General features: G+C 62.6%; 31 protein-coding genes and 1 pseudogene. 14 read left to right on the top strand and 18 right to left on the bottom strand.

The features are described from left to right. Nucleotides 1-207: 207 nt before the first annotated feature. A complete protein-coding gene (locus ACIP90_RS01060) occupies nucleotides 208-498 on the bottom strand; it encodes a hypothetical protein (RefSeq protein ID WP_400575980.1) in 291 nt (96 codons plus the stop codon). Nucleotides 499-778: 280 nt separating this feature from the next. On the opposite strand from ACIP90_RS01060, the gene ACIP90_RS01055 reads away from it, so the two are divergent. Then, nucleotides 779-1,525 carry a VOC family protein gene (locus ACIP90_RS01055; protein ID WP_400575978.1) on the top strand — a complete coding sequence of 249 codons (747 nt, stop codon included), beginning with the start codon at nucleotides 779-781 and terminating at the stop codon, nucleotides 1,523-1,525. A 60-nt stretch (nucleotides 1,526-1,585) separates the two neighbouring features. Here the strand turns inward: ACIP90_RS01055 and ACIP90_RS01050 are convergent, their stop codons facing one another. Further along, nucleotides 1,586-2,080 carry a hypothetical protein gene (locus tag ACIP90_RS01050; RefSeq protein WP_400575976.1) on the bottom strand — a complete coding sequence of 165 codons (495 nt, stop codon included), beginning with the start codon at nucleotides 2,078-2,080 and terminating at the stop codon, nucleotides 1,586-1,588. A gap of 422 nt (nucleotides 2,081-2,502) precedes the next feature. Here ACIP90_RS01050 and ACIP90_RS01045 point away from each other — a divergent pair, with 422 nt between their 5' ends. Beyond that, a complete protein-coding gene (locus ACIP90_RS01045) occupies nucleotides 2,503-3,357 on the top strand; it encodes a sigma-70 family RNA polymerase sigma factor (RefSeq protein WP_400575974.1) in 855 nt (284 codons plus the stop codon). On the opposite strand, the gene ACIP90_RS01040 is transcribed toward ACIP90_RS01045, so the two are convergent. Beyond that, nucleotides 3,339-3,575, bottom strand: a complete 237-nt coding sequence (locus ACIP90_RS01040) for a hypothetical protein (RefSeq protein WP_400575973.1) — start codon at nucleotides 3,573-3,575, stop codon at nucleotides 3,339-3,341. The two genes, ACIP90_RS01045 and ACIP90_RS01040, sit on opposite strands and share 19 nt — an antisense overlap. Nucleotides 3,576-3,971: 396 nt before the next feature. Between ACIP90_RS01040 and ACIP90_RS01035 the strand changes: the two genes are divergently transcribed. Further along, a complete protein-coding gene (locus tag ACIP90_RS01035; RefSeq protein ID WP_400575971.1) occupies nucleotides 3,972-4,796 on the top strand; it encodes an alpha-amylase family glycosyl hydrolase in 825 nt (274 codons plus the stop codon). Beyond that, nucleotides 4,715-5,308, top strand: coding sequence for an alpha-amylase family glycosyl hydrolase (locus ACIP90_RS01030; RefSeq protein ID WP_400575969.1), 594 nt, complete (start codon nucleotides 4,715-4,717; stop codon nucleotides 5,306-5,308). Before ACIP90_RS01035 ends, ACIP90_RS01030 begins: the two co-directional genes overlap by 82 nt. A gap of 151 nt (nucleotides 5,309-5,459) precedes the next feature. Here the strand turns inward: ACIP90_RS01030 and ACIP90_RS01025 are convergent, their stop codons facing one another. Further along, nucleotides 5,460-6,305, bottom strand: a complete 846-nt coding sequence (locus tag ACIP90_RS01025) for a hypothetical protein (protein WP_400575968.1) — start codon at nucleotides 6,303-6,305, stop codon at nucleotides 5,460-5,462. Beyond that, entirely contained in the window at nucleotides 6,289-8,052 is a 1,764-nt protein-coding gene (locus ACIP90_RS01020) for an FAD-dependent oxidoreductase (RefSeq protein WP_400575966.1), read from the bottom strand. The genes ACIP90_RS01025 and ACIP90_RS01020 overlap by 17 nt, the downstream gene beginning before the upstream one ends. A 243-nt stretch (nucleotides 8,053-8,295) precedes the next feature. Here ACIP90_RS01020 and ACIP90_RS01015 point away from each other — a divergent pair, with 243 nt between their 5' ends. Both ACIP90_RS01015 and ACIP90_RS01010 read left to right on the top strand, forming a co-directional pair. Next, nucleotides 8,296-8,658 (top strand): UBP-type zinc finger domain-containing protein, encoded by a 363-nt coding sequence (locus ACIP90_RS01015; protein WP_400575965.1) that lies wholly within the window; start codon nucleotides 8,296-8,298, stop codon nucleotides 8,656-8,658. Between the two features lie 109 nt (nucleotides 8,659-8,767). Beyond that, nucleotides 8,768-8,867 (top strand): annotated as a pseudogene (locus ACIP90_RS01010) (nucleoside deaminase); the annotation flags it as partial. Nucleotides 8,868-8,878: 11 nt separating this feature from the next. Here ACIP90_RS01010 and ACIP90_RS01005 read toward each other — a convergent pair. From ACIP90_RS01005 to ACIP90_RS00995, 3 genes are all read right to left on the bottom strand, one after another. Further along, nucleotides 8,879-9,487, bottom strand: coding sequence for a DUF3841 domain-containing protein (locus ACIP90_RS01005; protein WP_400575963.1), 609 nt, complete (start codon nucleotides 9,485-9,487; stop codon nucleotides 8,879-8,881). Nucleotides 9,488-9,636: 149 nt separating this feature from the next. Then, nucleotides 9,637-9,840 carry a hypothetical protein gene (locus ACIP90_RS01000; protein ID WP_400575961.1) on the bottom strand — a complete coding sequence of 68 codons (204 nt, stop codon included), beginning with the start codon at nucleotides 9,838-9,840 and terminating at the stop codon, nucleotides 9,637-9,639. A gap of 101 nt (nucleotides 9,841-9,941) precedes the next feature. Then, nucleotides 9,942-10,415 carry a hypothetical protein gene (locus ACIP90_RS00995; RefSeq protein ID WP_400575959.1) on the bottom strand — a complete coding sequence of 158 codons (474 nt, stop codon included), beginning with the start codon at nucleotides 10,413-10,415 and terminating at the stop codon, nucleotides 9,942-9,944. A gap of 74 nt (nucleotides 10,416-10,489) precedes the next feature. Between ACIP90_RS00995 and ACIP90_RS00990 the strand changes: the two genes are divergently transcribed. Further along, on the top strand, nucleotides 10,490-10,768 hold the full coding sequence (locus ACIP90_RS00990; RefSeq protein ID WP_400575957.1) for a hypothetical protein: 279 nt from the start codon (nucleotides 10,490-10,492) through the stop codon (nucleotides 10,766-10,768). A 275-nt stretch (nucleotides 10,769-11,043) separates the two neighbouring features. Here the strand turns inward: ACIP90_RS00990 and ACIP90_RS00985 are convergent, their stop codons facing one another. The 4 genes from ACIP90_RS00985 to ACIP90_RS00970 form a co-directional block, all read right to left on the bottom strand. Beyond that, the gene (locus ACIP90_RS00985; RefSeq protein ID WP_400575955.1) at nucleotides 11,044-11,247 is read right to left on the bottom strand and encodes a helicase associated domain-containing protein; all 204 of its coding nucleotides are present in this window, start codon (nucleotides 11,245-11,247) and stop codon (nucleotides 11,044-11,046) included. Between the two features lie 453 nt (nucleotides 11,248-11,700). Beyond that, nucleotides 11,701-12,117 carry a hypothetical protein gene (locus ACIP90_RS00980; protein ID WP_400575953.1) on the bottom strand — a complete coding sequence of 139 codons (417 nt, stop codon included), beginning with the start codon at nucleotides 12,115-12,117 and terminating at the stop codon, nucleotides 11,701-11,703. After that, on the bottom strand, nucleotides 12,117-12,611 hold the full coding sequence (locus ACIP90_RS00975) for an HAAS signaling domain-containing protein (RefSeq protein ID WP_400575951.1): 495 nt from the start codon (nucleotides 12,609-12,611) through the stop codon (nucleotides 12,117-12,119). Before ACIP90_RS00975 ends, ACIP90_RS00980 begins: the two co-directional genes overlap by 1 nt. Further along, on the bottom strand, nucleotides 12,608-12,958 hold the full coding sequence (locus ACIP90_RS00970; protein ID WP_400575949.1) for a PadR family transcriptional regulator: 351 nt from the start codon (nucleotides 12,956-12,958) through the stop codon (nucleotides 12,608-12,610). Before ACIP90_RS00970 ends, ACIP90_RS00975 begins: the two co-directional genes overlap by 4 nt. 550 nt (nucleotides 12,959-13,508) lie before the next feature. On the opposite strand from ACIP90_RS00970, the gene ACIP90_RS00965 reads away from it, so the two are divergent. Both ACIP90_RS00965 and ACIP90_RS00960 read left to right on the top strand, forming a co-directional pair. After that, nucleotides 13,509-14,285: a hypothetical protein gene (locus ACIP90_RS00965; protein WP_400575948.1), complete on the top strand. Its 777-nt coding sequence runs from the start codon at nucleotides 13,509-13,511 to the stop codon at nucleotides 14,283-14,285. A 325-nt stretch (nucleotides 14,286-14,610) separates the two neighbouring features. Next, complete coding sequence (locus tag ACIP90_RS00960; protein WP_400575946.1) at nucleotides 14,611-15,162, top strand: hypothetical protein; 552 nt, start codon at nucleotides 14,611-14,613, stop codon at nucleotides 15,160-15,162. A 919-nt stretch (nucleotides 15,163-16,081) separates the two neighbouring features. Here the strand turns inward: ACIP90_RS00960 and ACIP90_RS00955 are convergent. After that, on the bottom strand, nucleotides 16,082-16,516 hold the full coding sequence (locus tag ACIP90_RS00955) for a hypothetical protein (RefSeq protein WP_400575944.1): 435 nt from the start codon (nucleotides 16,514-16,516) through the stop codon (nucleotides 16,082-16,084). A 680-nt stretch (nucleotides 16,517-17,196) separates the two neighbouring features. Between ACIP90_RS00955 and ACIP90_RS00950 the strand changes: the two genes are divergently transcribed. Beyond that, the gene (locus ACIP90_RS00950; RefSeq protein ID WP_400575943.1) at nucleotides 17,197-18,003 is read left to right on the top strand and encodes a response regulator transcription factor; all 807 of its coding nucleotides are present in this window, start codon (nucleotides 17,197-17,199) and stop codon (nucleotides 18,001-18,003) included. Between the two features lie 114 nt (nucleotides 18,004-18,117). Here ACIP90_RS00950 and ACIP90_RS00945 read toward each other — a convergent pair whose 3' ends face one another. Continuing rightward, nucleotides 18,118-18,549, bottom strand: a complete 432-nt coding sequence (locus ACIP90_RS00945) for a hypothetical protein (RefSeq protein ID WP_400575941.1) — start codon at nucleotides 18,547-18,549, stop codon at nucleotides 18,118-18,120. A gap of 709 nt (nucleotides 18,550-19,258) precedes the next feature. Here ACIP90_RS00945 and ACIP90_RS00940 point away from each other — a divergent pair. After that, complete coding sequence (locus tag ACIP90_RS00940) at nucleotides 19,259-19,609, top strand: response regulator transcription factor (protein WP_400575940.1); 351 nt, start codon at nucleotides 19,259-19,261, stop codon at nucleotides 19,607-19,609. A gap of 51 nt (nucleotides 19,610-19,660) precedes the next feature. Here ACIP90_RS00940 and ACIP90_RS00935 read toward each other — a convergent pair whose 3' ends face one another. The 3 genes from ACIP90_RS00935 to ACIP90_RS00925 all read right to left on the bottom strand — a co-directional run bounded on the left by ACIP90_RS00935 (nucleotide 19,661) and on the right by ACIP90_RS00925 (nucleotide 22,940). After that, nucleotides 19,661-20,086 carry a GIY-YIG nuclease family protein gene (locus tag ACIP90_RS00935; RefSeq protein WP_400575938.1) on the bottom strand — a complete coding sequence of 142 codons (426 nt, stop codon included), beginning with the start codon at nucleotides 20,084-20,086 and terminating at the stop codon, nucleotides 19,661-19,663. Between the two features lie 489 nt (nucleotides 20,087-20,575). Further along, complete coding sequence (locus ACIP90_RS00930; protein WP_400575936.1) at nucleotides 20,576-22,429, bottom strand: zinc-ribbon domain-containing protein; 1,854 nt, start codon at nucleotides 22,427-22,429, stop codon at nucleotides 20,576-20,578. A gap of 130 nt (nucleotides 22,430-22,559) precedes the next feature. Beyond that, entirely contained in the window at nucleotides 22,560-22,940 is a 381-nt protein-coding gene (locus ACIP90_RS00925; protein WP_400575935.1) for a hypothetical protein, read from the bottom strand. A 174-nt stretch (nucleotides 22,941-23,114) separates the two neighbouring features. Between ACIP90_RS00925 and ACIP90_RS00920 the strand changes: the two genes are divergently transcribed. Next, nucleotides 23,115-23,864 (top strand): hypothetical protein, encoded by a 750-nt coding sequence (locus ACIP90_RS00920; RefSeq protein ID WP_400575933.1) that lies wholly within the window; start codon nucleotides 23,115-23,117, stop codon nucleotides 23,862-23,864. 103 nt (nucleotides 23,865-23,967) lie between these two features. Here ACIP90_RS00920 and ACIP90_RS00915 read toward each other — a convergent pair whose 3' ends face one another. Next, entirely contained in the window at nucleotides 23,968-24,345 is a 378-nt protein-coding gene (locus ACIP90_RS00915; protein ID WP_400575931.1) for a hypothetical protein, read from the bottom strand. A 131-nt stretch (nucleotides 24,346-24,476) separates the two neighbouring features. Here ACIP90_RS00915 and ACIP90_RS00910 point away from each other — a divergent pair, with 131 nt between their 5' ends. Beyond that, nucleotides 24,477-24,890, top strand: coding sequence for a DUF4304 domain-containing protein (locus ACIP90_RS00910; protein ID WP_400576759.1), 414 nt, complete (start codon nucleotides 24,477-24,479; stop codon nucleotides 24,888-24,890). A 163-nt stretch (nucleotides 24,891-25,053) separates the two neighbouring features. Further along, on the top strand, nucleotides 25,054-25,707 hold the full coding sequence (locus ACIP90_RS00905; protein WP_400575930.1) for a helicase associated domain-containing protein: 654 nt from the start codon (nucleotides 25,054-25,056) through the stop codon (nucleotides 25,705-25,707). Nucleotides 25,708-25,751 lie beyond the last annotated feature (44 nt).

Genomic DNA, 25,751 nt, shown 5'->3' with positions numbered 1-25,751 from the left:
CTCCTCCGCTGCCTCGGTCGTCATCCTTGCCGCACCGCAGACAGCGCTTATACAAGCTCCCGTCTTCGGTGTGTTCGACGTGCCATTCGTGCCGAATGTTCAGCTTGCACAGCAGGGCCCTTAACATGACCTTCTCCGATCCGGGTAGGCAGCCGCTCTGGCAATTCAATGATGGCCTTCGCGCCGCCTCTGGAGAAGAAGCTGCCCCTACGCCCTCCCGGGTTCGCTGAAGAAGCTCTTCGGGTCGTCGGCGCCGAGCAGGTCGTGATGGAACACGATGGCATCCACCGGGCGGGTGTCCAGGAACAACACCGCAACCGTACGGGAGTGCACGATGGTGTAGCGGGTCAGGCCTTCCACCCAAGAATGGATCCCTGTGTACTCATAAACGTCCAGCCCGTCACCGAGCAGGCCACGCTCCACGAGAAGGTCGTAGACCACATTCCAAGCGAGATCCATCAGGTCATGGATCGCAGCTTCCACTGTTGGTGCCGTCATACGACCATGATCTCGCCGGCCGCTGACAGTCTTGCGAAGCTGTCTGGCGTGTCGTCAACTCTGCCGGTCGTCATGCCACGCGGGGTTGGATTGCTTAGTGCGCGTGATGCCCCGCCTGCCGACTGGCTCTCCGTTCGTGGCGTCGTTCCCGCCTCTCATCGCGGTCCACACGGGACAGCAACACCAGGATCGTGCCGACCCAGATGACAAGAAATAGAAAGACAAGAGCAATCGCTTCCGGGCTGCCCATACAACAATGTTATGTCCGGAGGGGCATTACATGGGGTGGCAACCAGACATTGCTAGGTCAGCGAAGCTTCCAGGCATCTTTACAGGATTCGACTTCGGCCGCGGCGGGCCGGCTGAATGGCAGCGATTCGCACAGTTCCTGTGGATACGACGAAACGTTGGCACGCAATCCGCCGCCTCGTCAACACTGCAGCGCTTCATTGGTCAGGAAGCTGGCGGCCAGGATCGCCGCGCCGTCTGCACCGTCTGCACCGGTTCATTCTGGGCCCGCCGTGGGTACTATGCGTCCATGACTGGTGACGACGCAAGCGGACCCATCGACGGCGTTCGGTACGGGCACACGAATCTGATCGCGCGCGACTGGCGCCGCCTCTCCGACTGGTACGTGCGTCTCTTCGGATGCACGCCGGTTCCACCGGAGCGCGACTACTCGGGGCCTGACCTCGAGCGGGGCACCGCCGTGCCGAACGCCGCCCTCCGGGGCGTGCATCTGCGGCTGCCCGGGCATGGCGATGACGGACCGACGCTCGAGATCTACACTTTCGCCTCGACGGACGGAGCGTCGGAAGTGGGCATTGACCGGCCGGGCTTCCGCCACATCGCCTTCGCGGTTGCGGACGTGCAGGCCGCTCGGCGCCGCGTCCTCGATGAGGGCGGGAGCTCGGTCGGCGAGGTCGTCACCCTCACGACAGCCGACGGGCGCCGGGTCACCTGGTGCTATGTCACCGACCCCGAAGGCAACGCCGTCGAGCTGCAGAGCTGGGCGCCACCGGCCTGAGCAGGCCCTGCGAACTCCTCAGCTCTTGGCCACGATCCGCCAGCGGACTGGTTCGGAATCTCAATCGTGTTTCGTTGCGGGGCTTCGCATCCCGCTGTAGGCTACCCCGGCCCCAGCCAGGAAAATCAGGACGGCGAGGTAGACCGGGCCGAGGTGCCCTAGGGTGGCCAGGCCCCACGGGTAATGCGCGGGGAGGGCCACCGCGAGTCCGACGGTCGGGACCACAACGGCTGTGGCGAAGGCCCACCATTCTCCCCGGCGCACCCCGTACCAGGACAGTCCTGCGATGGCCAGCCCGGTCGCAGCGATGAAGCCGCTCAGCGCAATGTGCAGATGGCTGATGTAGTGATGCAGCTGCGGGCTGAATGCCTCAACCTCCACCATCCCCTTGTCCACTTCATCTGGGCCGATACCCAGCTCGAGGAAGGCACCCGTAAAGTTCAGTCCCAGGAAGACCGCGGCGTACGCAAGGAAGGCCAGCCCGGCAAGCGTCATAAGAGCGGCTCCCGCCCGGAGGCGGGCCTGGTTCGCCGGGGTAGTTTGGACGGCAGGCATAGCAACCACGCCTCTCTTATTCATGTAGGTACTCGATAAGAGCCTCTGATCTTGTGCCTGTCAAGAGAGACCCGAATAGGAGGCGCGCGTGGGGTTAGGAGGCGCGCGTGGGGTGCGAGCAAGAATAGGACGCACTCGTTGACGCTCTCGTGGTGTGCGCCCACACGAAAGCCGCGCCATCGATCACCTGAAGACGCCGTTGTTCCAACTTAGTTGGCCAAGGCCATGGCTTTTCTCCCCCACTGGTCAATGATCGCGGCCCCTTCCGAGTGCAGGTCTGCCGTTGCGGAGAGCAGCACGAACTCCCTCAAACCCGCGTCCGGCTAGGCCGGAAGCAACGCCAACCTGATCACTGGGCGTTACACCCGGACAGTACGCTTTGTCATTGACTACGACGAAGCAACCGGACAAAGTGTGACGGGATGACTGAACTGACTGAGATTTTCGAGGACGAGCGTCCGCGGCTCCTCCGTTTGGCCGGGCGGATCCTTTCCGATCATGCCGAAGCCGAGGACATTGTCCAGCAAGCGTGGTTGCGCCTCGCCTCGACGGCCGATCAGATCGAGAACGTCCCGGCATGGCTGACAACCGCCACCACTCGACTGTGCCTCGATCGGTTGCGAGCCAAGACTCCGGTGCCCCAGGAGGAGGTCGAGGACGCCGCCGAGGCGCACCCGGACCCGGCCGACGAGGTGGCCCTAGCCGACACCGTCGGCATCGCTCTGCAGGTCGTGCTTGACCGGCTCACACCTCGGGAGCGGGTGGCGTTCGTCCTTCACGAGAGCTTCGCGTTCGATTTCGCGACCATTGCCGCGATCCTTGACGCCAGCCCCACCTCGGCCCGAAAGCTCGCCTCGCGGGCTCGTGCCAAAATCGCCCAGCCGTCCCCCGGCGCCGCAATCGTTGACTGGCAGGTCGTCGACGCCTTCCTCGCTGCGGCACGCGAGGGCGACTTCAGCCGGCTACTCGAACTGCTCGCTCCCGAGGTGGTCATCACCGGCGATGACGCCGCCGTCGCACTGGGCACCCCGCAACGGATCGCTGGACGCCACCACGTGGCTGAGTTTTTCAACGGTGCCGCCAAGGCAGCATTCGGGGTCTTCCTCGGTGATCGGCCCGGCGCGGCCTGGATCCACCGGGGCCAAGTCAAGGTTGCCTTTGACTTCACCATCGTCGGCGGCGTCATCACCGGAATCGTATTCCGGGCAGCACCCGAGGCACTCGCCTCTGTGCGGCGCCGGCAGGGGGACGTCCCGGCTCAGTCCTCCGGCAGCTGAGCGAAGGCCCTCTTCGTCTCGCGGTACCAACCCAGTGCAGCCAGCGGCCTGCGCCAACGCCCCTTCATCTCCTCGTGGGCCGGTTCATGCGCGGTATCACCAGCCCGGACGGTCTCACGGAGGTGGCGGTCCTGGGCCTTGATCACGACATCGGCGTTCTCGCCGCGCAACTCGAAGTCGCACGGGCCGCCGAGCTGGCTGCAGGTCATTGTCTTCATGGTTCTCGTCTCCTTTGGTAGAGGGGCGCCTTCACCAACGGGCTATCAGCGCCATCCACACTTATGACGATTGGCCAGGCGGGAATGTGACCACCGTAAGCACGACCCCTGTGCCCAGCGAAGAAGCCTGCACCGATGGCGTATACACCGTTGGTCGTGCGGTAGTTCAGCGAGAATACGCAGTCCCGCGTCAGCAAGGGCCTCGGCATTTCTGGTCGCTCGAGTTGGTTTCTGGCATCTGAAGGTCTTCCCTTGCTCTCATCGACAACAGCAACAGTGAGCCGGCAGAACTGGAGGACCCCTGCATGATCATGGTGCCGACGCGCCTGATGTGACCGCGCTGCTGTCCTGAAGCAGAATGGACCGAGACCCGTCCCCGAGGAAAGGCATACAGCCATGGCAGAACCGAGTTGGGTTCAGCACGTCGTGTGGTGGCACGTCTACCCCTTAGGCTTCGCCGGGGCGGACAAGGAAGCGCTGCCGGCCGGTGCACCGGCAGAACACCGGCTCCGCAAACTCATCCCGTGGCTGGACTACGTGGTAGAACTCGGATGCTCCGGTATTGCCCTTGGACCGGTCTTTGCCTCAGAAACCCACGGCTACGACACGACGGACTACTTCCGGATCGACCCCCGGCTGGGCGACGACGCCGATTTTGATGAACTTGTCCGTGAAGCCCACTCCCGCGGCCTGCGGGTCCTCCTGGACGGGGTGTTCAACCACACTGGCCGTTCCTTCCAGCCCTTTCAGAACACCTTGGCCCATGGCCCGACGGCTCCTACCGCCAGCTGGTTCCAGATCAGATGGCCCCAGGACGGATCCCTGGCGGCAGAACCCGACTACGAGGACTTCGAGGGCCACCACCACCTGGTCGCACTCAATCACGACGAACCCGCGGTCGCGGATTTCGTCACGGCAGTCCTGAAACACTGGCTGGGCAGGGGCGCGGATGGCTGGCGCCTGGACGCAGCCTACGCGGTGCCTTCGGCTTTCTGGACCACGGTGCTGGCTTCAGTGCGCGCCGACTATCCGGATGCGTACTTTGTGGGCGAGTACATCCACGGCGACTACGCTGCCGAGGTACGCAACGGCACTCTCGATTCTGCCACCCAGTATGAACTCTGGAAAGCGGTCTGGAGTTGTCTCAACGAATCAACTTCTACGAGCTGGCGTCCGCGCTCGAACGCCACAACACCTTCCTGGACGGCTTCGCACCGCTGACGTTCGTCGGAAACCACGACGTCACCCGCATTGCCAGCAAGCTCGAAAACCCAGAACTACTGCCACACGCCCTGGTGGTCCTTTTCACCGTGGGCGGCACACCGTCGGTGTACTACGGCGATGAGCAGGCGTACCGGGGCATTAAAGAAGACCGCGCCGGCGGCGACGACGAAATCCGGCCCACCTTCCCGCCTCACCCGTCAGAGCTTTCCCCGCTGGGCAAGGACATCTACCGGCTGCACCAGGAGCTCATCGGAGTACGACGGCGGCACGCCTGGCTGCACACCGCACGCACCAAGGTGCTTTCACTGAGCAACGAACACCTCGTGTTCGAGTCCACCGCAGAAAACCAGAACCTCGTGATTGCCCTGAACCAAGCAGCCCAGCCCGCCGAACTCAACGTACCGCCCACAGCCTCGGTCCTCCTGTCCGGGAACGGCCACCTGAACGCGAACACCAACAATCTGACACTTCCCGCCCGCGGCTGGGCGATCCTATCCCCCAGCACCTGACCACGCAGGCATGAAGAAGCGGCTGATCCGCTGAAGGCCTAGTTGCCCAGGCTCAGAAGTTCTTCGGTGCCAGGTGTTGGGTGGTCGGGGCCCCGACCAGTCCGGACGATCAAGCGTATGCGGGAAGGTCACTCACGAAATTCCGGCCGGACTACCGGCCACGGGAAAGTGCGAGTGCCCATCCGCCGGCCACTCCAATGGCAAGTAGTACGGTTACGAAGCCGATCGCCGGCGCGCTCGGCCATGTCAGGGCGTCGCCATACCGCAGCAGGGCAAGCACCTGCAGAATGACGAAGGCAACGGAGGTTAGCGCTACGGGGCGGACGGTGCGAAGGTCGCCGCTCAACTGGCCCTGCGCAGCCGCCCACCCGAGACCGACCAGCCACGCTCCGATCGCCCTCGCTGTGAGCTCGGACAGTGGCCACGGCCACCATGTCGCGGCAGGAATGGGTACTGCCAGGAGCGCCACGCCATATAACAGCAGTACCGCGGCGATGCCCATCAGGAGCAGCCGGAGCGCAGGGGGTAGCACCGGCCGTCCCGCCGTTATGGATTTCGTGGCAGGACGCCAGGACCGAATCTGCATCCAGCTTATGACGAGCATCGCCACGGGCACGATGGCATAGATTGCCAGCCACGCCCAAGTGGCCACTTGGGCGGTGGGGGCAGTGTCTGGCGACAGGTGGAATCGATCGAGATGAAGCAGGGTGACTCCGAGGGTCAATGTCGTGAAGACGAACACGGGCCAGACTGCGAGCCTCGCTGAATCCCAATTCGCTGAGCGTGCGCCCGTCACCTCCAGGCCGGCACTCGACCAATATGCCGCCCCGAGGAAGACCGCGGTCATGGGCGGATTGACTGTCCACGCGAACCATTCCTCAGTCCGGAGCGGAAAAACGAACAGCACGAGCCCGGCAAGGAACACGAGGAATGCAGCGATGTAAAGCAGCCACCGCATCGGCGGAATCAACGGTGTGACCTCAGGTGGAGTGGACATCACCGGGCAGTTCTTCGGGTGCGGCTGCCTCAACAGGGGCGGGAGGCGAGGCAGGCAGGGGGTTCTCGGCCAGGTAGGTGTGAAGCATCGAGACCACGGTGGCGCCGTCCCCGACTGCGGTAGCCACTCTTTTAATCGAACCGGCCCGCACGTCGCCGATCGCGAAAATGCCGGGCATGCTGGTTTCCAGCGCTAATGGCGACCTGTCCGGCTTGGTGGACCCGGCGTCACTGACATCCCGGCTGGCGCCCGTGCGCAGAAAACCGGCTGGGTCACGCTCTACCGTGTCGGGCAGCCAGGAGGTCCGCGGCACCGAACCAATCAGCACGAACAAACCGCCCGCTTCGATCTCCTCGCTCGGGGTTGCTTCGGCTCCGGATGCGGCGACCTTGACGCCGGCAAGGAATCCGTCGTGATCGCGGGCCCCCACGATCACGGTGCTGTAGCGGATCGCAACGTTCCGGGTGGCTTCTAGTTGGGAGATGAGGTAGTCCGACATACTTGCCGACAGGGTGGGTCCGCGCACCAGCAGCGTCACCTTCTTCGCGTACTTGGCAAGGTGCAAAACCGCCTGTCCGGCCGAGTTGCCGCCACCCACGACGCAGACGTGCTTTCCGGCCATCGACGGCGCCTCGGAGACTGTGGCGCCGTAGAAGACGCCTCTGCCGACCAGATCCTCCAGCTGAGGTATGCCGAGGCGACGGTAGTCCACTCCGGCGGCCACCACGACTGTGCGGCACCGCACGACACTTCCATCGGAAATCGACACAGCGTATAACGCCCCATCCACGCGGACCCCCTCCACCTTCCGCATGAACAGGAAGTCCGTGCCCAAGGTCCAGGCCTGGTGAAATGAGCGGTAGGCCAGGTGGGCGCCGCTCACACCGCGGGAGAAGCCGGGGTAGTTGCGGATCAACGAACTGGTGCCGGCCTGGCCTCCCACAGCCTCACCCTCCACCACCATGGTGGAGAGGCCCTCGGAGGAGGCATACACTGCGGTCGCGAGACCCGAGGGACCGGCTCCCACAACCACCACATCGAAGATCTTGTCCGCCGGTGGCGGTCGAGTCACCCCCATCGCTTCGGCGATCTCCAGGTCACTGGGGTTCTCGAGGACAATTGGTGAAGCGGTGAACTCCAGCACCATGACCGGCAGCAGGGGGTCGCGCAGGTCCAGGCTCTCCAGGGTCCGTTGCGCGGTCTCGGACCCCACAGGGTGGAAGCCCACCGGGATGTGGTTTCGACTCAAGGAATCGCGCAACATATGAGTCCTTTCGTCGCCTACCTCCCCGATCAGCCGGACCGCCTCGAACCCGACCCCCTGGGCCAGGTGCCAGTCGTCGAGGGCGTCGGTGACCGCCCCATGGAATTCTTCGTCGCGCGATCGTTCGGGACGTATGATCACCAATTCGGCGTACCCCTGCGCGATGGCCCGGAATACAGTGGGGGCGCTGGCGAAGTCACCCCATGTCACCACAACACCACGCTTGGCTGCCGGGTGGAAGACATAGGCACGCCGCAGGAAATCGAGTCCACCGCGGTCAGCCGGACCGTAGCATCCGAGGATGAGGGCGACCTGGCGATTCCAGCGCCGGAGCCCCTCAAGCACCGCCCGCCCGTGGGCGTGGCCGGCGCAGGCCACCACCTCATAGTCGGCACCGTACCGTCGACGTAACTCATCTCCAAGAACGCGCCGAGAGGTCGGGTCTGTGGTAGCAATCAGCATGACCGGAACCGAGTCATCCATGGCCGCCGTCTTTCCGGATCTATGGTTCGGTGACGCTCAGGATACTCGCGCCAAGACATTGGGGACAAGGGGTGCTTGTTGCCTCCGGGAAGGTCCTTCGCCACCGGTGTCGGAGTTGTATCGGGCCCCGGTTGCCGCCTCGATTCCATCATTCCTAAGGCGAGCAGATTCTGCCAGAATGGCTCCCGGGGTGGGCAAGCGGGATTACCTGAGCAGAACCGGAGCGATGGAAATGGAGGATCCATGGAGGATCGCCCTATTCCAGGGATCAGCCTCGCCGCCACACCCAGTGGAACAGGATGTCTGGAGTGCCTCAGCGGTGACGGCCCAGGCTGGTGGCTACATCTTCGCCGCTGCGCCCAATGCGGCCACATCGGATGCTGCGACTCATCACCCTCGCAGCATGCCAGTGCCCACGCGCGAACCGTCGGTCACCCCGTCGTGAGGTCCTTTGAGCCTGGGGAGGAGTGGTTCTACGAGCACACCACGAAGAAGTTCTTCCGGGGCCCGCGGCTTCCGGACCCTCAGTCCAGACCACTGGAGCAGCCGGCACCTGCACCGGCAGACAAGGTACCCGAAGACTGGCGAGAGCACTTACACCGGTAACCGCGGATCCAGAACCAGCCGCGCTAAGGCCGGGATTTGGCGAATCAGGATGTGTGAGATGTAGATCATTTTGGAAGAACTTCCAACGAGGACTTGACGGGATCCCGCGGGGCACTCGGTAGCGCACGGCGAAATGTCCGCCCTTCGCGCAGTGGGCCGGCAGAAAAGCTACCGGGACACCACACTCCATACCACTCTGGTCCAGTGTGATCCTCCATCCTCAGCCCTGAAGCCGGACCGCCTCCACGACGTCGTCCTCGTACAGGCAGTGCACTGTGGCCTGCCAGTTGTCGTAGCGCCCGTAGTTCCCGGGGTCCAGGAAGAACTCCCAGCTGCACTCCAGTTCCCGCCGCAGGTCCTCCGGCCAGTGCTGGTACCCGGCGTCACGTGCCATCCCGGCGGCGCGGATCCTGGTCTCGACTTCCTGGAAGGCGCGCTCCAGTCGGGCGCAGTACTCCTCGTCCCTCTCACCGGGGAGCTCAATGAGCAGCGGACTCCGGTTCAGGGCCGAATGCCAGTCGCCGAACTGCGAGAGCAGCACCCGTTCCCGTGGCATCCTGCAGGTGAGCAGAACCTCCCCCGGTGACTGCTTGCAGATCTCCACGAGATCCTGCCTCCTGATCTGTGCCCAAAACCAGACCGCCCCGTCACCCTTGGTGGGCAGCCGTGCGGCCATCTGCCGATACAGCCACCCATAGGCATCGGCATGCAGCGGATCCACGCGGGACGGATCGGGCACGAGCGCCCCGGTGGTAAGGAGGCCTTCGAAGGCTTCCTCGGTCTGGATCGTGTGCAGCAGCAGCTGGTCTGCAGAGAGGTTATATCCCATCCGCCCCCTCGGGACGGCCTCCGCGGGGCGGGCTCTGGTGATTGGAAATGCAGGCACTGCACCATCATCACGGAGGACACCGACAGTGAGAGCCGCAACGGCGGTGGTGTCCCCCGATTCGTAGTTCAGTACCTACCCAAGCAGGGCGTTCAGATGAATGCATACACCGGAAAGATCTCGGGAATCAGCGATTCCGTCTGGCCGGCCGGGGCAATCCCCGGGCCCTTCCCGTGATGTGCGCCGGCGTCACTCGTGGGCTCGTGGGCCAGGCCGATGTCCTGGACGTCGAGGAACTCGTCCTCGGAGCTGTGCGCGTGGCTGATGACGGTCGAATACATGGCACTGTCTGCCATTCAGCTGGCCCCCTCAAGACTTCAGCCGGGACCTCCCCCGGGCCTACGTCACAGAATAGCCCCTACCGGCCTTGAAATTGAGGTTTTCATCAATCCTGCAATTACCCGGACTGACGCCTTCGCCAGTGGTGCACCTGAAAGGCCAGCCAGACGGTGCCCGCGATCGGCAGCAGCAGCGGGAACACAAACTGCTCTTGGCTAATGACGACCGCGACACCATAAATGACCCAGAGCACGCCTGTGATGACGGCCGCGGCGATCAGCGATTTGCGGGTGACCGGATAAGAGGGCAGCTCGATCCCTTCGGCGCGCAGCTGGCGTGTTTCCAAGACGGCCGCCCGGATAAGCGGAACGAAGACGGCGGCCAACACGGCTAGCACGAGCAGTGCCCGCCATGGCTGCGGAACACCCGCTGCCTCAAAGGCAGATCCTAAGAGCCCGCCCAGCACGAAGAACCAGAAGACCAGTGCCCAGCCCGCGAGACGTCTTCGTTTCGGCGGCATGCCCTCGAGTGAGTTCGGCGGCCAGGATTGCCACTCATACTTGTTGCCGTCTTTGCCTGCCCCCGTTGCCATAGCCATAGAGTAGCCGTGCTTCAACTGCTACAGTCTCGGCATTGTCAGGTAGAGCGGCGGGTAGGAGCGGGCACATGGAATTCGTCGTGATGTATAGCCTCAGCGAGGGCATCGATGGCTCACGCGTTCTTGAGACGTATCCCCGCCATGAGGCCTATTTTGAAGCGTTCCGTGCCGGTGGCGGCGGGCTCCTCGCACTGGGCCCGTTCCAAACAATGGACCCGGCCGGTGCATCGATGGGGATATTCACCTCGCGCGAGGACGCTGAGCGCTTCATCGCCGGTGATCCGTTCGTTCTTGAAGGGCTCGCCGTTCCACGAATCCTTGGGTGGGACTGCGTGCGCTTCGACTAAGTGACCGCATGAAAACGCGGAACAGCAGTCGGAGGCGAGGGCGTGCAAATCCGAGCGTCACGGACTTGCCATGGCTGATCAAAGTTAACTCATGCCCCTTCTCCTCACCCTTGCCCCCAGTAAACTCCGTCGGGTATACGGCCGCCAATCGGGGCCCGGACGAGGCAGTGGGAGGCAATGATTGATGCGCAGATTCAGCCAGACGGACAGCGGCGGAGGATCCTCCATCCCAAGAACAGGGATTTCTCTCCGGAGCGTGGAAGCGCCCTGTCCAGCTAGAGGCCGAGTTCCCCGCGGCGGGCCTTGCACCGCTGGGTGTGCAGCCAGACGCTGAGGTCGTGCTCTTCGCCGGTGACAAATGCTTTGTGTCGTGGCCAGTCATTTCCCGCTGCCCGGTATTCGCTCAGGGCTGTGAGCCGTTCCTGCCACCGGTCCTTGTCAGCTTCGGCGCGCAGCTTATCCTCCCAACCCGGAAGCACTGCCAGACCCTCCCTGAAGGCCGGTACGAGCGTCCCGGCCCGCACATCCTAACGCCTCCGCTGAAGCCACGTCGCCAGGGTCCGTTCGGAAGTGCTCTCTGCGTTCGTGGACGGGTATCGTCCCGTCTCCTGAACCATGGCCACTAGCTGCTGCATGCGCTCCCGGCCCTGGGCCGTCACCATGATTTTCCTGGCGGCAGCCGCTTCGTGCGCAGGCCGCAGTCCTGGATCCGCGGCGGCGGCGACACGCAGGTGGTATCCGACCGTCGAGGCAGGGGCTTTTACGAGTTCAGCGATCCGTGCCCTGGTGAGGCCGCCCCGTTACATCAGCACCCACTCCTGGTTCGGAGCCGCATCCCGCCTTGTATTTCGCCACGGGAACCATCCTGCCATCGGGGGTGAACATGCCGGATGAGGCCAGCGACGAAAAGATCTGAGTCTTCCCCAGGACGCCTAGATGTGCCAGCTGAGGGACCGACGCTTTGCGCGCCCCCCTGCGAGGAGGACCAGTGCGATAAACGAGGCTATTCCCACAGCACCCATGGCCACGCGCATCCAGGCCGGTAAACCCCACAGCTCATGGGACGGCGACTGCAGCCCGAAGACCCCGGAGATCAGCAGGTAGCCTCCTCCCGCTGCGAGAATCACCGATGAGACGATCAGCATCCACAACTTGGCCGTCCGGTTCGGTGCGAAGTTGTCCGCGTACTCCCTTGGGTTTCCGAAGACGGCGGTGGGATCCTCGCCGGAGTCGGCGATGGGGCTTTGGACCTCGCGCACGATCTGTGTCGTTGCTGCTGCAGGAACGCCCCGGAGTTCGAGTTCTTCCGTCAGCTCGGCTGCATACTCTTCTTGCGGCGTCTCAGTCACTACTGGCAATCCTTCCGGTCATGACCGCCGTGTCGCGGTACTCGAGCATCAGAACCTGCCTGCATCTGCCAGGTGCCGTTCTCCTGCGGGGCGCGGCGAAGATCGGCAGCTATATGTTCCGGAAGCTGCCGCTGCAGCACATTGCTCCACGCGATCAGGGCGAATGTCACGAGGACAGTTGCCCCAAGATAGATCAGCGTCCCGGGGAAGCCGAGGGATATGCCGAGGACCTGCCCGGTGAAAACCTTCACGCCGATCACAACCATCAGCACGCCGGCAGCAAGGTAGGCGACTTTGGATCCGCGGGAAACCGTGTTCCCCTTCGGGAGCCGGGCCGCGTACTCCTTGGGACCGCCGAAGGCATTTTCAGGACGGTCTCCCGTCTCCTGCAGGTGGCCATGGAGTTCCCGAAGCACATCAGTGACCTGGTCCTCGCTGAGCTTGCGCTGGCGGAGTTCCAGCGCCAGGGCTTTGAAGTACTCCAAAGTGGTCATGCCAGTCTTCCTTCCAACGTCAGTACTGCCGATACCCTTGCCGTGAAGTCCTGCCAAGCGCCGGAGGTCTCGCGCAGCCAGGCTTCTCCCTGGGGGGTGATGCTGTAGAACTTGCGGCCCGGGCCTCCGCTGCCTTCACGCCATTCCGAGCGCAGTCGCCCCTCAGCCTCGAGCCGGTTGAGTACCGGGTAGACGGTGCCGCCGACGATACCGGGCAGGCCCCGCGCGTCCAGATCCTGAACAAGCTGGTAGCCATAAGTCTCGGTCCTGCTCTGAACCAGCTTCAGGATGCACGGCGCCAGGACAGCTCTAGTCCAGTCGCTCGGCCACTTCGGTTCATCGGTCATGACTAGAGTCTACTCACCACTAGTCTATGTGGCTATCTACCTGGTTACCAAGGGTGCATAGCGGCGGGTAGGCGTAGGGTGACGCCATACCTGTAGGAAGGTCGGGCGCCGACAATGATCGAACAGAATTTGGCAGTTGCCTCCGGTGCCGAAGGGGGTCAGCGGCGGCGGCGTAGAACGACACCGCGAGCAGGAGGCAGACGACAGCGGTGATGCAGACAGCCGGTGTCATGCGTACCGGGACAAGTTCATTCGCGTTGTGGGTGACGTTCCACAGAACCCGTCGGTAGCTGTCGCCCCGCGATCGGGGGTCCGTCGCGCTGCCGTTGCCACGTGCGCATTGGATTCAGATTCCCTGGGTCCGCGGCCCGCCGGCCGGCCGCCCTAAACTATTGGCATGGGCGAGGTTGGCGCATGCCCCTGCAGCACGAGGTACCGTCCGGTTGCGCGGCGACGGCTTGCTTCATTGGCGGCAGCTGCCCTGGCCCTTTCAGCCTGTACGCCGCCGAATCCATCAACGGTTTCTGAACCGCTGCCGATAACGGTGGAAGTGAACCAGTCCCGCGACCAGTACGGCAAGCAGGCCATCCAGCTCCTGCTCACCAACGTGTCCGGCGGCCCCCTGACGATAGCCGCGGCGCAGCTCACGTCGCCCCTGTTCCGCGGTGACATCCTGTGGGAGCCGACGCGCGGCAGCTTTGAACTGCTTCCCGGCCAGCCCACGAGCCTTCCGGCCCGGCTTCCGGCGGCCGCGTGCGGCGACGGGGCCAGGTCATCAGCGGAACAGCCCGTTGCCACCGTCCGGTATTCGGCGCCTGGCGAGGTGGATGTCTGGGAGGTGAGGTCAGCCGCCGACGATCCCTTCAGAGTTCTTGAGCGGAACAACCGGGAGCTGTGCCTCGCCGCGGAGGCCGCCGCTGTGGCGGCCATCGTCCTGGATCCCCGCCTTGAGGTCGCGCCGGACTCGCGCACCGCCGTCATCCGGATGGTCATCACCCCGAGGGAGCCGACCGGGGCCCAGCCGGACACGACTGCAGGGTCGCTGACGATTACGAGCATTGACGGGACCACGCTGCTGGCCGAACCGGACAGTGGTCCTTGGCCGCGGAACATCCAGGTCAAGCAGGGTGATCCGCCAACTGAGATACCACTGGTGATCAGGCCGGCCCGCTGTGACCCACACGCCGTTGCCGAGGACAAGGTGGGCACCCTGCTGCCGCTACGCGTTAGCTTGCGAGGACAGGAGGGGCTGCTGAAGATCGGAGCCGGATCTGCATTGCGAGGGCAGATCTATGACTTCGTTACGGCCGCCTGCACCCAAGAATGAGAGAGCTGCCGGCAGTCGAGGTCAAAGGCTAGAGCCGGATTCAGGTTTGCTAAAGCCGAACGGCCGGCGTGTTGAACGAGCAGCGTTCCCTGTCGGATCACACCTCCGGCGCCTATCGCCCTGTTACCGGCGATAACAGGCGAGTTGAGAAAAGGGCACGAACGTCTTTCGACGGCCCCGAAACGGGCCCCGGATTTACGCTCCCGTGATCGGTTTTTCGGCGTCTTAACGGTTGTACGAAGAACCGGAAACATCCCTCGTTTCGAGCTTTTGGCGCTCCTACTCTGGTGTCATCCAATCACTCACACCCGAAAGGGGTACCCACATGAAAAAAGTAAGCGCCTGGCTGACTGCCATCATCATGGCTCTCGGGCTGGGCCTGCTGGCGCCGGGGTTCGCCTCTGCAACCCCTTCCTACTGCGGACTGGCCTGGGGCTCGCTGGCCAAGACCAACCAGGCCATGAGCACCGCATCCATAACCAATGTTCGCTCAGGAAAGTACTACTGCTTCGACCGCCTGGTAATCGACATGAAAGGGAAGGCAACCGGCTACAACGTCCGCTACGTCTCAAGGGTTGTCCAGGCCGGGTCCGGACTGCCCATCAAGCTAAGGGGCGGTGCATTCCTGCAGGTCACGGCCCACGCACCCAGCTATGACAGCACCACTGGCAAGGCCACCTTCGTGCCGGCGAACCGCTCCGAGGTAACCAACGTTTCCACCTTTAAGACGTTCAGGCAGGTTGCCTGGGCAGGCAGCTTCGAGGGCCGCACCACCCTGGGCCTCGGCGTCCGCGCCCGGCTGCCCTTCAAGGTCTTCACCCTTGCAGGTCCTGGCAACGGATCCAGGCTCGTGATCGACGTCGCTCACCAATGGTGACAGCAGATAGAGCCAGGTAAAAAGCGGTGCCCCGCTCCCAGGGGAGGCGAGGCATTCGCTTTGCCTGCATCGGGCGGCAACCCCCCTCCATGGCTGGATTGGCTAGGCGCCTTGGCACTGCCCTTCACCGTCCCATCACCTCCAAGACATCGAAGACCGTGCGGAGCAGCAGCCAGGGCGAGGCTGCACGCCGCGATCCATAGTCCGGCGCTTGCCGGACGGCAGGCGGAACGGTGCGCTGGCCTGCCGTGTTCAAGCGATCTGGCAGTTCACTGGAACGGGCCGAACTAGGTTCAAGTCGCGGAACGGTCCACAGCCCTATCCGGGCAGAAACCCAGGCAGACGCTTGCCCTATCGGATTGATCGGAGCTCGGGCGGGCACTAGTGGTAGGCGATGAAGTCCCACTCGAACGCGGTGAGCCTGCTGACGTTGTCTTTCAGGAACCATGCCGATAGCATCTGAACCTCGTCGTCCCGCCAGCGCGTCTGGCCGTCTCCCCCACCGCACCCAAGTGATCTTGAGGCGCTTTCCAGCCGGACCAAATGGATTGTCTGTCTTCTTGTGAGATTCCGATCTAACTGGACCATTCCGGGAAGTTGAGCCCACTGTTCGCGGGAAGTTTTGGATCACCGCATAAGGCCTTTGTTCCAACCTAGTTGGCCCTTTTCAGAGACGATGGCTCCAGCGGCTGGCCGTTTAATTGCTGATCTTCGTTGATGTGAATGACAGACTCATGGCCGGCCCCGCACGTCCAACGATCACAAACTGAACCGAAGCAACACCCTCCACCAGGAAAACCGTGAGAGGCCGACGATTTCGGCGTCTCACGGTTTTCAATCCGCCTCAAGAGGGACTTCGGGAGAACGGGCTCAGCGTCTCCGTCGAAGAACTTTCTACGTCCACTGTCCTTTCATGCAGTCAGCGGCAGGTAACTGTGTTGCTGTCCACTCGCATCTCACCGCCAGCGAAGACATAGTCGGCTTCATAGACACAGGTTTCTCCGGTCCCGCGGAACGTCAAGGTATCAGTGACGTGGTAGCTGTATCTCACCATCTCCCCGGGTTCGAACATGTACTGCACGTGGCCGGTACTAACTGCCTTCTCCGTGGTTCCATCGGTGTAGGCCACCGTGTAAGCGTTGCGTGCTTGGAACTGGACGATCAGGCGCCCACTGGGCGTTTCTACCCTGTTCTCTTCGAAATGCTCATGGGCGCAGAAGGTGAAAGTCTCTAACTCTTGGCAGTAGGAATTGTTATAGACAGTAGCGGCGGCGGATGCTGGTGGGGCTCCAAGCAGTAGGAGTGTTCCAATAGCAAGGACCAGGGCCGCAAACTTTCGACTATTTCTGGGCATGATCGGTCTCCATTGAATTGTGGAAAATCAGAACTGAACTAAGCGAAGTGGTGATTGCCTGCATCCAGCAATGCGGATGCGGTGGAGATGAACGAACTTATCCGTTCACGGCAGAGTCACAGGACGTGACGGGCAACGCTGCTTCATTTTGAATGTGCCCTCAGGGACGGTTTGCGTGCAAACGTACAGTCAGCTCCCCAGGCCTGGTTAGTTCTGGGGTTCCGAGATCCTACGGATCTCGACGCACAGTAACGAGCATGCGGTGTGCAGCATGTCTTGGAACCTGACTGTTATCCCCAGACGACTATGAACAAGGCTGTGGACCGGCAACCCGTGACTCCGTCGAAGCGGCGACTTCCACTACGAGTCCGAAGTGAATGGTGACATGCATGAAACAACTCGCTCTCGCCCCTTCTGCATGGCAATGGTTACGCGCCCGACGAACGCCGCTGCCGTCCAAAGCCGCGTCATGCTAGTCATTGTGAGTTTCCTTCGGTTATATAGGCGGCCGCAGCCCTGAGATCACGCTCCTTGGATCGCATGCTGCTAAACCCAGATTACGAAGGTGGACCAATTGGCTCTATACGCACTTCTACGTACGTTTGGACTGGTGGTCAGCACCCTACTCAGGACACTATTTGCTTGTATCGCCACAGCACGCTTGCATCTACAATTCAGGCGTGGCTCGTAATGATGCGCAGTACCGCATGTGGCTGGAGCTCGTTGGAGAAATCCTCCAGCAGCCATCTGGGCCGTCCTTGCGACACGAGGAGCAACTCCTCGAGCTCCTGAATCAGTCGTTCAATGCTGTGTGCTCTTCGCGCAACCGTGTGAGATGTGACTGGGAGAACCACGTCCTCGCTCTCAGTCCCCGGAATTACATTCCCAGCGAGCCGCCTGTGGACTACTACGACTTCAGGCAACAACCGCTGTTGCGGTGGTATGTGCTTACCGGACAGACCGGACCCCAGTCATTGGAGCGAGTTCCTGACGCTCTGGCCAGCTCCAGACTAAAACAGGCGTGGGAGGAGTTGGCCCGCCCCTGGAACGTGAACCAGCAGTTGTCGATACCGTTGCAAATAGGCGGAGGCGACCATAACACCTACATCATCCAACGCCCTGACCGTGACTTCACCGAGCAAGAGCTTGACTTGGCCAGACTACTGCAACCAATCCTGACCGGCCTTGCCCACCACCTCGGGCTTGCGCCGGCTAGTGCCGAAGCGTCCGCCCAGAGTTCCAGGTACGGTTTGACGCTTCGCGAGATGGCGATCCTGACTCTACTTAGCAAGGGGCTGACCGCGGAGAGTCTGGCGAGGCGGCTTGGCATCTCGCCGCGCACCGTTAACAAGCATTTGGAACACATCTACCGCAAGTTGGATGTCTGCGACCGTCTGATGGCAGTACAACGAGGCCATGAATTGGGCCTGATTACAACGTCACCTGACAATCTTCATCTCACTCAGCCCAACCAGGACACACCTTGATCTATCGCCGAGAACCGGCCTCAAGTATGAGTTCAATTTGACGCGGAAACGCCCCCGGCGCACTTGCCGGGGGCGCCCCCATTACCTTTCCCGCCAAGGGGATTGAACTCCCGCCTATCTGGAATTGCGAAGCTGAATGGCGAAGGCCTCTACATCTTCTGCCCCGGTGTAGAAACCCGATTCATCGGTGTAGAACGCACCCACCCGCACAGTGGCAGGGCCCGGTACGTAGCCGGTGTCACGTGCGAAAACAAGGTACTCCCGAGTTACTTGGCCATCCGAGGGGCAGGTGAACTCTTCCTGCATCGAGTTGTCGTTAATGCGCCCACCTCTAGTGTTCTGGATGACATTTATGCTTGCACTGATTCTCTGCCCCTCGAAGTCGCAATCCACAGTGTAGGTTCCCGTTACTGCGGTTCCCCTACCGATGATCTGGCCATTACTTGCAGAAATAACCTCCGCTGCCTGTGCGGGAACTGCACCTACTCCCATCAATAGGGCACCAGCCGTAACGACTCCTAAGACAGACTTCTTCCAGGCTTCCATGACAACCTCCAGGTGTGCCGGTCCCCCAGCTAAATCGGTTTGATCTCATTGAATATGTCAGCAGGATCTTTGCGACCGCCCTTGGTTGTGGTCCCATTGCCTGCTAGGACAAGAGTAAGAAGCAGCTGTATTCGCCCCAATACGCACTTATACGTACACGTGGATTGGCGCCAGCGCCGGCACAGGAAGCATTTTTCTTGTGTCGCCCAAGAGCACGCAGGTTTAAAATTCTGGCGTGGCCCGCAATGATGCGCAGTACAGGACGTGGCTGGAGCTGGTTGGAGAAATCCTTCAACAGCCACTTGGACTGTCCTTGCGACATGAGGAGCAGCTCCTGGATCTCCTTCTGCAATCATTCAACGGTGCATGCTCTACGCGAAACTGTGTGAACACTGAATGGGTGGACCACATGGTGTCTAGTTGGCCCCGGGATTATCTTCCTGACGTACCGCCCGGGGACTTTACCCCCGATGCGACGCGGCAACCGCTACTGCGTTGGTATGCAGTGACAGGGCAGACAGAACCGCAGTCCCTGGGACGTATTCCTAATTCAGTAGCCGACAGCCGGCTGAAGTGGGGATGGGAGGAAGTCGTCCGGCCTTGGGGCGCGACTAACGAGTTGTCCATACCGATGCAGCTGGGCGGATGCGGCCAACAGGCATACGTAATCTCCCGACCTGACCGTGACTTCACCGAGCAAGAGCTTGACTTGGCCAGACTGCTGCAACCAATCCTGACCGGCCTTGCCCACCACCTCGGGCTTGCGCCGGCTAGTGCCGAAGCGTCCGCCCAGAGTTCCAGGTACGGTTTGACGCTTCGCGAGATGGCGATCCTGACTCTACTTAGCAAGGGGCTGACCGCAGAGAGTCTGGCGAGGCGGCTCAACATCTCGCCGCGCACCGTAGAAAAACATCTGGAGCACATCTACCGCAAACTGTACGTTTGCGACCGTCTGATGGCGGTCCAAAGGGCATATGAGCTGGGACTATTGGAGCCAGCCGCGGCCACTTTCCTGCAGAACCAACATCCCGAACTCGAGACGCACGAGGACGGCGAATAGAAGGTGGCTCACCGGCATGGGGACACCGTCATCGGGTGACAGGCTGGGCTGCTAGTTCAGGTTCATGCCGAACTGCCGTGTCAGGAGTGCCCGCTTGAAATGGGCCTCGGCTGCGTCGACCTGCGCGGCCGGAGCGCTCGGCGAGAAGACCTGCAGGATGCTGAACTGGAAGTGCTGCCGGTGCCGTGCGTCGGTGGCGGCCAACTCCCGGAGGGCGACGTTGCCTCCGTGGCCGTTCCTGGCGTACTCGCTCCAGCGGCCCAGGAAGCGTTCGGCGCCGTCGGCCTTCCCCACATACAGCCGGCCCGTACTGGTGTCGGCGATGAGGTAGATGCCCTGCACGGAGCGGAGGGCTGTCTGCCACTGGCCATAGCGGTCGTCGGTGATGACGGCCTGGAGTTCCTCGAAGCTGACTAGGAGTGAATCGAATCCCGGGAACGGAACGCTGGACGGGTCGGAGATTTCGACAACTGTCATAGCGGTTGCCTGGTCCCCTGTCTTTGCCCAGTTGACCGTGTCCTTGGTCCACTCAATGACCAGCCGGTCCGCCAGGGCAGCGAACACCGGGGTGGGCCGCAGGTCGAAGAAGCGGCGGCCCTCGGTGCGCTCTGCAGGACCTCACCGTGGTTCTCATGAGCGGTAATGAGCCGTGCACGCCGGCCGGTCGTGGCGAGGAAGTTCAGCCAGATCCTGGGCGGGGTCGCCGGCAGCTTGCTGTTGCGGATGCCCTGTTCCCGCACGTATGGCAGCAGGCTGGGTCCCATCGCGTCCGCCCGTGTTTTCAACCCATCTGGCTTGAGCGTGTGCCGGATGACCTGCACGTCCTCTGGCGCCAGCCCAGTGGCCTGGAAGAGATCTCCGAGGCTCAATTCGCCCGAGTTGCCGTTATTCATGCCTTACCTTCACTTCAGTCATTGCCGCCGGATCCCGGAACGCATCTTTACAGTTCCGGAGATCCCGGGGAGCTTACAGCTCAGCGGATTCTAGCCCGCCCAGCCATGATGAGATTTCCTCCATGGCTTTTTGTGGCTGAGGGGCAGCGGAGTACACGCGAACCTCGAGGTAGCGGGCGCTGTTGATCTCCAGCGGCGGCAGGTCGTCTTCCCGCAGTCGGACCACCAGGTAGCCGGCGGCCAGCAGGTCGGCAGTCTTCCGCACATCGGTCATTACCTTGGCAGGTTCCTTGTGCCAGTACGCTCCGTCGTACTCTACGACAAGGAGACGGCCGTCGACCCGGACGCTGATGTCCGCCGACCATGACTTGCGTGTCGTGAACGCCTTGTCCCGCAGTACGGCACCGGAGCGTGCGCCGGCGAAGCATTCCTCCGCGGCGGCGTGGTGGGCCAGTTCGACCTTGGACTTGCCGACCTCCCGACATTCAGGGCACTCCGCCCCGTTCGAGCGGACGCCGAGGGAGCTCGTCCAGACATGCGCAGGGTTGGTGGCGCAGATCCATTCCGGGATGAAAGAGATCGAAGCATAGGGTCGGACGTGCCAGGCACCCAAGGGATTCGCCGGGCTCCACTCGGCTGCGAGGCCGGGATCCTGCCACGCCAGGGAGCCCAGGATGGTCCGGCACTGCGGACAGCGCAGCCTCTCGTACTTGTCCCGGTCACGGGGCGTGGCCTCCCACTCATGCCCGCAGCAGTCTGCCAGCCACCAGACGGTGCGCTTCGAATCCCAGACGACGTCCTGCGCGGTGAGCTTGCCGTTGCGCGTCGGGTGCCATTGCGAGGCGATCTCCGGCAGGGTGTCGGCCAGCCAGTTCTTCTGGGACTTCCGCGCCTCCCCGCCCCGGCAGCTCGGGCAGCCCGATTGCAGGAATGTAAGGGGGCTGATCCTTGGGTGGTGGCCGGCAGGGCAATGGAAGCGTCTCAGTCTCCAGTCCCCGGTGACCATGACGGTCCGCGGGTCGGCTTCATCCGCCCAGGCGGCCGCCAGTTCGGGGACGTCAGCGACGGGTGTCGCCTGCCAGCGTTCGTACTCCTTGGCCCATGCGGCCTTTCGGATGGCGCTGCAGTCCGGGCAGGAGGCACGTCCTGCAGTCATCTCGAGGACCTTGGCGCTGAAGGAAAGCTGGCACGCGGGGCAAATCCAGTGGCAGGTCCGCGTTGCCCGAAGGGTTACCGTGCGGAATGTCTTCTCGTCGTTGCGCTCATGGTCCCACCAGCCGAGGGCAGCATCGCCGGAGTCGGCGAACAGCGCCTTGGCCGTGTTTGGCCTTGCCGGATTGGCCGACCGGATATTACGGGCGGGGGCTGCCATGGCTGGGGCCGCGGTCGGGGTGGCGGAGCGGACGTTGCGGGAGCAGGAGCAGCCCCACCCGATGTCCCCCATGCGCTCAGCTGAGATGCGCTTGCAGGACCGGCAGCGCACGATGATGGGGTCGTTGCCGTCGTTGATCTCAACGGTGGTGGCGAGAAAGTCGTACCCGTTCGTGTCGGCATGGGCAATGATCTCCTCAGACGAATGGCTGCGTCCGGGAGTCGCCCCTCCTGACATTCCACGGGCCCACTTCGCCCACTCTGTCCAGTAGCAGGCACGGCACGTCTTCTCGCCCTGGGGGTTCTTCTCGAGCGTATAGACGAGCCTGTAGTGGGCCTCGACGCCGCAGTCCAGGCATCTGGTCAGCCGCCACGCCTTGGGCCCCTCGAACGGTTCCAGTGCAGCGAGGCCACCCTCGCGCAGTATGTCGTCGATGCAGTCCGTGCACCATGCCGGCTGAGTGCGGGTTTTGTAGGCGGCAGGATTCTTGCAGCTCTCCGTCGAACACGGCTGGCCTACCGATGGCAAGGATGAGGTGGAGAAGGTCGCTTCCATCGGTCCATCCCGTTCTGAGATATGTCTTTTGCCAAACATGCGTAGGCAGGCGATCTGACCCTAACCGCTGAGGTTCAGCATGATGAGCTACGACATTCGGAAGTAGGGGCTTCAGGTAAATTCTGTGATCTTATCGGCGCTGCCGCATTTCCGGATAGATGCTCTGGAGTATGTAGTAGGCGGGGGCGGACCGCCCTCTGTTGATTTTGAAGCTGGTCTGGAGATGCCCATCCGGGACGGAGCAACCTGGCGCAAGGTCGACGTAGATGGTCGTCACGTCCCGGATGACTTGGAGGCCGGTGGCCTTGCCTACTTCATTCAGGGCTGCATCCCGGAGCGCCGATTTTTGGCTGACACCGGCAAGCCTCATGTAGCCGGCGAACTGTGCGGGCAAAACGAACACGGCAGTAGTGCCGATGGTGCGGACGTGCTTGGTTGGCACCCGATACTTCACGGCCGGCAGGATCCCGTTCAAGCCGTCATCAGTCATCTTGGTCCTCTTCGCTGTCATGTCGGAGATCCTGCTGTCCTACCCCAAGAGAAGGGGCTGCCCCTCTTTCCAGCAGTGCCCTGTCCAGCACACCACTCCGAAGGGCAACCTCGTCAGCCAGCCTACTGATGTCGGCGCGAGGCCACGAATTGCGGTCTACGATTACGAGCAGGACCGAGCATCTAGGAGCGGAACATGATACGGAATATTCCGCCCAGCACGCCCGCCGTCGAGCATTTCGGGGAGCTGGTCCGACCAGGGAAATACGGGCACCGCCTGGCCCGTGAGATGTACGGGCTAGTGAACAAGAAGTCATCGACCCGGATTCCCGAGCACATGCTCACGGACGAGATGCGGGCTTTCCTGGCTCCGCATTACGAGGACGCTGAACTGACGGTCCACACCGACGAGTTCTGCCGCCGCCACCGGGAGATGGCACTGGAGAACTTCGACCTGAACATGGCCTTCTTCGCCCAGATCCGCCAGGACAGCTTCGACGAAGCACTGTCCGAGATGCTCCGGAAGAACAAGCGCCTTCGGCCGGTGACCGACCTGAAGTCCCTGGAGGGAGAATGGGGCGTTTACGTGCTGGTCCTGGACGAGTACCGGCAGGCCTACATCGGCCAGTCCTCATGGGACATGCGCAAACGCATCAAGGCACACTGGAACGGGACCAAGCAGTTCGACCGACTGCTGTGGGGCGGCGTCCAGGAGTCAGTGATGTCGATCGACTCGTTCCGCGCCCTGGACACGACACGGATTTTCGCCTCGCGGACCATCAACTACGACACCCTGGAGACCCGGCTCGTCAGGACGTTCCCGCCGGACTATCTGCTCAACCGCATCCACGGCGGGGCCGTGACGGGGCTCCGCGGGTTGTTCATTTCGGCAGAGATGAAGCGCCGGCAACTCGCAAGGGACACCGACGAAACATCCGACCGCTGATTCTCGGCGCTATCGGCAAGATGTTTCCGAAAAGATCCGGTTCCTTGGCCCGATCCCCCGGCAAGACCCTGAACCGGAAAGATACGGATCGCGTCGCAGACGTTCAGGGCTGGGCGTGACGCTTCAACGCGTCCAGGGTCGTCTCGGGCGATGTGTTGAAGCAGAAGGTGATTCCGGGCGATTCCGCATTGCACGCGTTGATGATCCGTTCGAAGAGCTCGGTGTACTCCGGGATCATCCTGATGCCGCCGCCGATCATCACGAGGCCGAAACGATCACGACCGAACGCCGAGCGGATCTCTGCTTCGGCCTCGTCCGGGGAAGTGCCGATCAGGCAGTTGACGGCGTCGAAGCCGGCGGCCGTAACGGCCCCGAACCCCGATTCGATCCGACCGGTCATCGTGGCCTCGTCGAGGCCAGGAGGCAGCTTGCTATAGTCGAGGGCCCGCGCGTGGATGCCGATCATGAGGATTCGAGTCATGGGCCTCATTGTGTCATTCACCGAACCCCTGAACAGGCGTCGTGGTGCACTTTGCCGCCGGGCTCCGTTGCTGACGCTATGCTCGTGCCGTGAGCATCGTTGGAGGGACTGCGCAGGACCAATTTCGTTCAATGGTAAGCACGGAGCTGGCACCGGAGCTGCGTCGTCTTGGGTTCCATGGAAGCGGCGCGCAGTACGAACTACCGTCAGCCACTCACTGGCTATTGATGGGCTTGCAGAGATCAACGTCCAGTACCGCGGATGAGGTGCGCTTCACGGTGAACCTCTCTGCAGTCGACCGCCAGGCTTGGGCGAGCAAGCGCGAGACGGAGAAGTGGATGGGCATGCGGCCGAGCGCGAACGTTTTAGGTCCTGTCACGACGTCAAAGCGTTTGGGGACACTCGTGTGGGGAGCCGATACCTGGTTTGCCGTCCGGCCCCAGCGATCCACTAAAGAGGTCGCCAGTACGGTCCTGGACGCCATTAGAGACGAGGGCATCTCATGGTTACGTGCGCAGGAATCTTCCAGTAAGTCCCGCCCATAAGCCGGTTCCCTATCGGGAGCCGCCCCGTTGACCTGCTTCTTGAGGCAGGCGGGCTGGAGAGCGTCCCATAGGACCGGTCCGGTGACGAGGCCTGATACGGCACGTTCCTTCTGCAGGTGGCAAATGGTTGGGGCAGTTCAGCCCAGCTGGCAGGATGGATCCCGTGGCGAAGGCGAGGCGGGATGCGGCTCCAAATGCGGAGTGGGTGCTGATGTACCGAGCCGGCCTCACCAGGGCACGGATCGCTGAACTCGTAAGAGCCCCTGCCTCGACGGTCGCATACCATCTTCGTATCGCGACCGCTGCGGATCCCGGACTGCGCCCCGCGCACGAAGCGGCTGCCGCCAGGAAAACCATGGTGACGGCCCCGGGCCTGGAGCGTATGCAGCAACTGGTGGCTTTGGTTCAGGAGACGGGACGCTACCCGTCCACGAACGCCAAGACCGCCCCTGAACGCACCTTGGCGACGTGGCTTCAGCGGAGGCGTGAGGATGCGCGGGCCGGGACACTGGCGCCAGCCTTCAAGGAGGGTCTGGCAGTGCTTCCAGGTTGGGAAGGTAAACCGCGTGCCGAAGCCGACGAGGACCGGTGGCGGGAGCGGCTCATTGCCCTGACCGAATACCGGGCAGCGGGCAAGGACTGGCCACGCCACAAGGCATTTGTCACCGGCGAAGAGCACGACCTGGATGTCTGGCTGCACACGCAGCGATATAAGGCCCGCCGCGGTGAGCTCGATGCACGCAAAGCGAAGGCACTCGACACCGCGGCCCCCGGATGGCGAATGGGCAGGCAGCGCGGCAGAAAACCCCAAAACTGATACTCCTCCCCTGTGCCGACCAGACATACTTCCCCTGCTCCATA

This window comes from Arthrobacter sp. NPDC093139 (assembly GCF_044754165.1).
In the GTDB taxonomy this organism is placed as follows: domain Bacteria; phylum Actinomycetota; class Actinomycetes; order Actinomycetales; family Micrococcaceae; genus Arthrobacter.
Note: the sequence above shows the minus strand (reverse complement) of the source record. Positions and strands in the feature narration are given on the sequence as shown.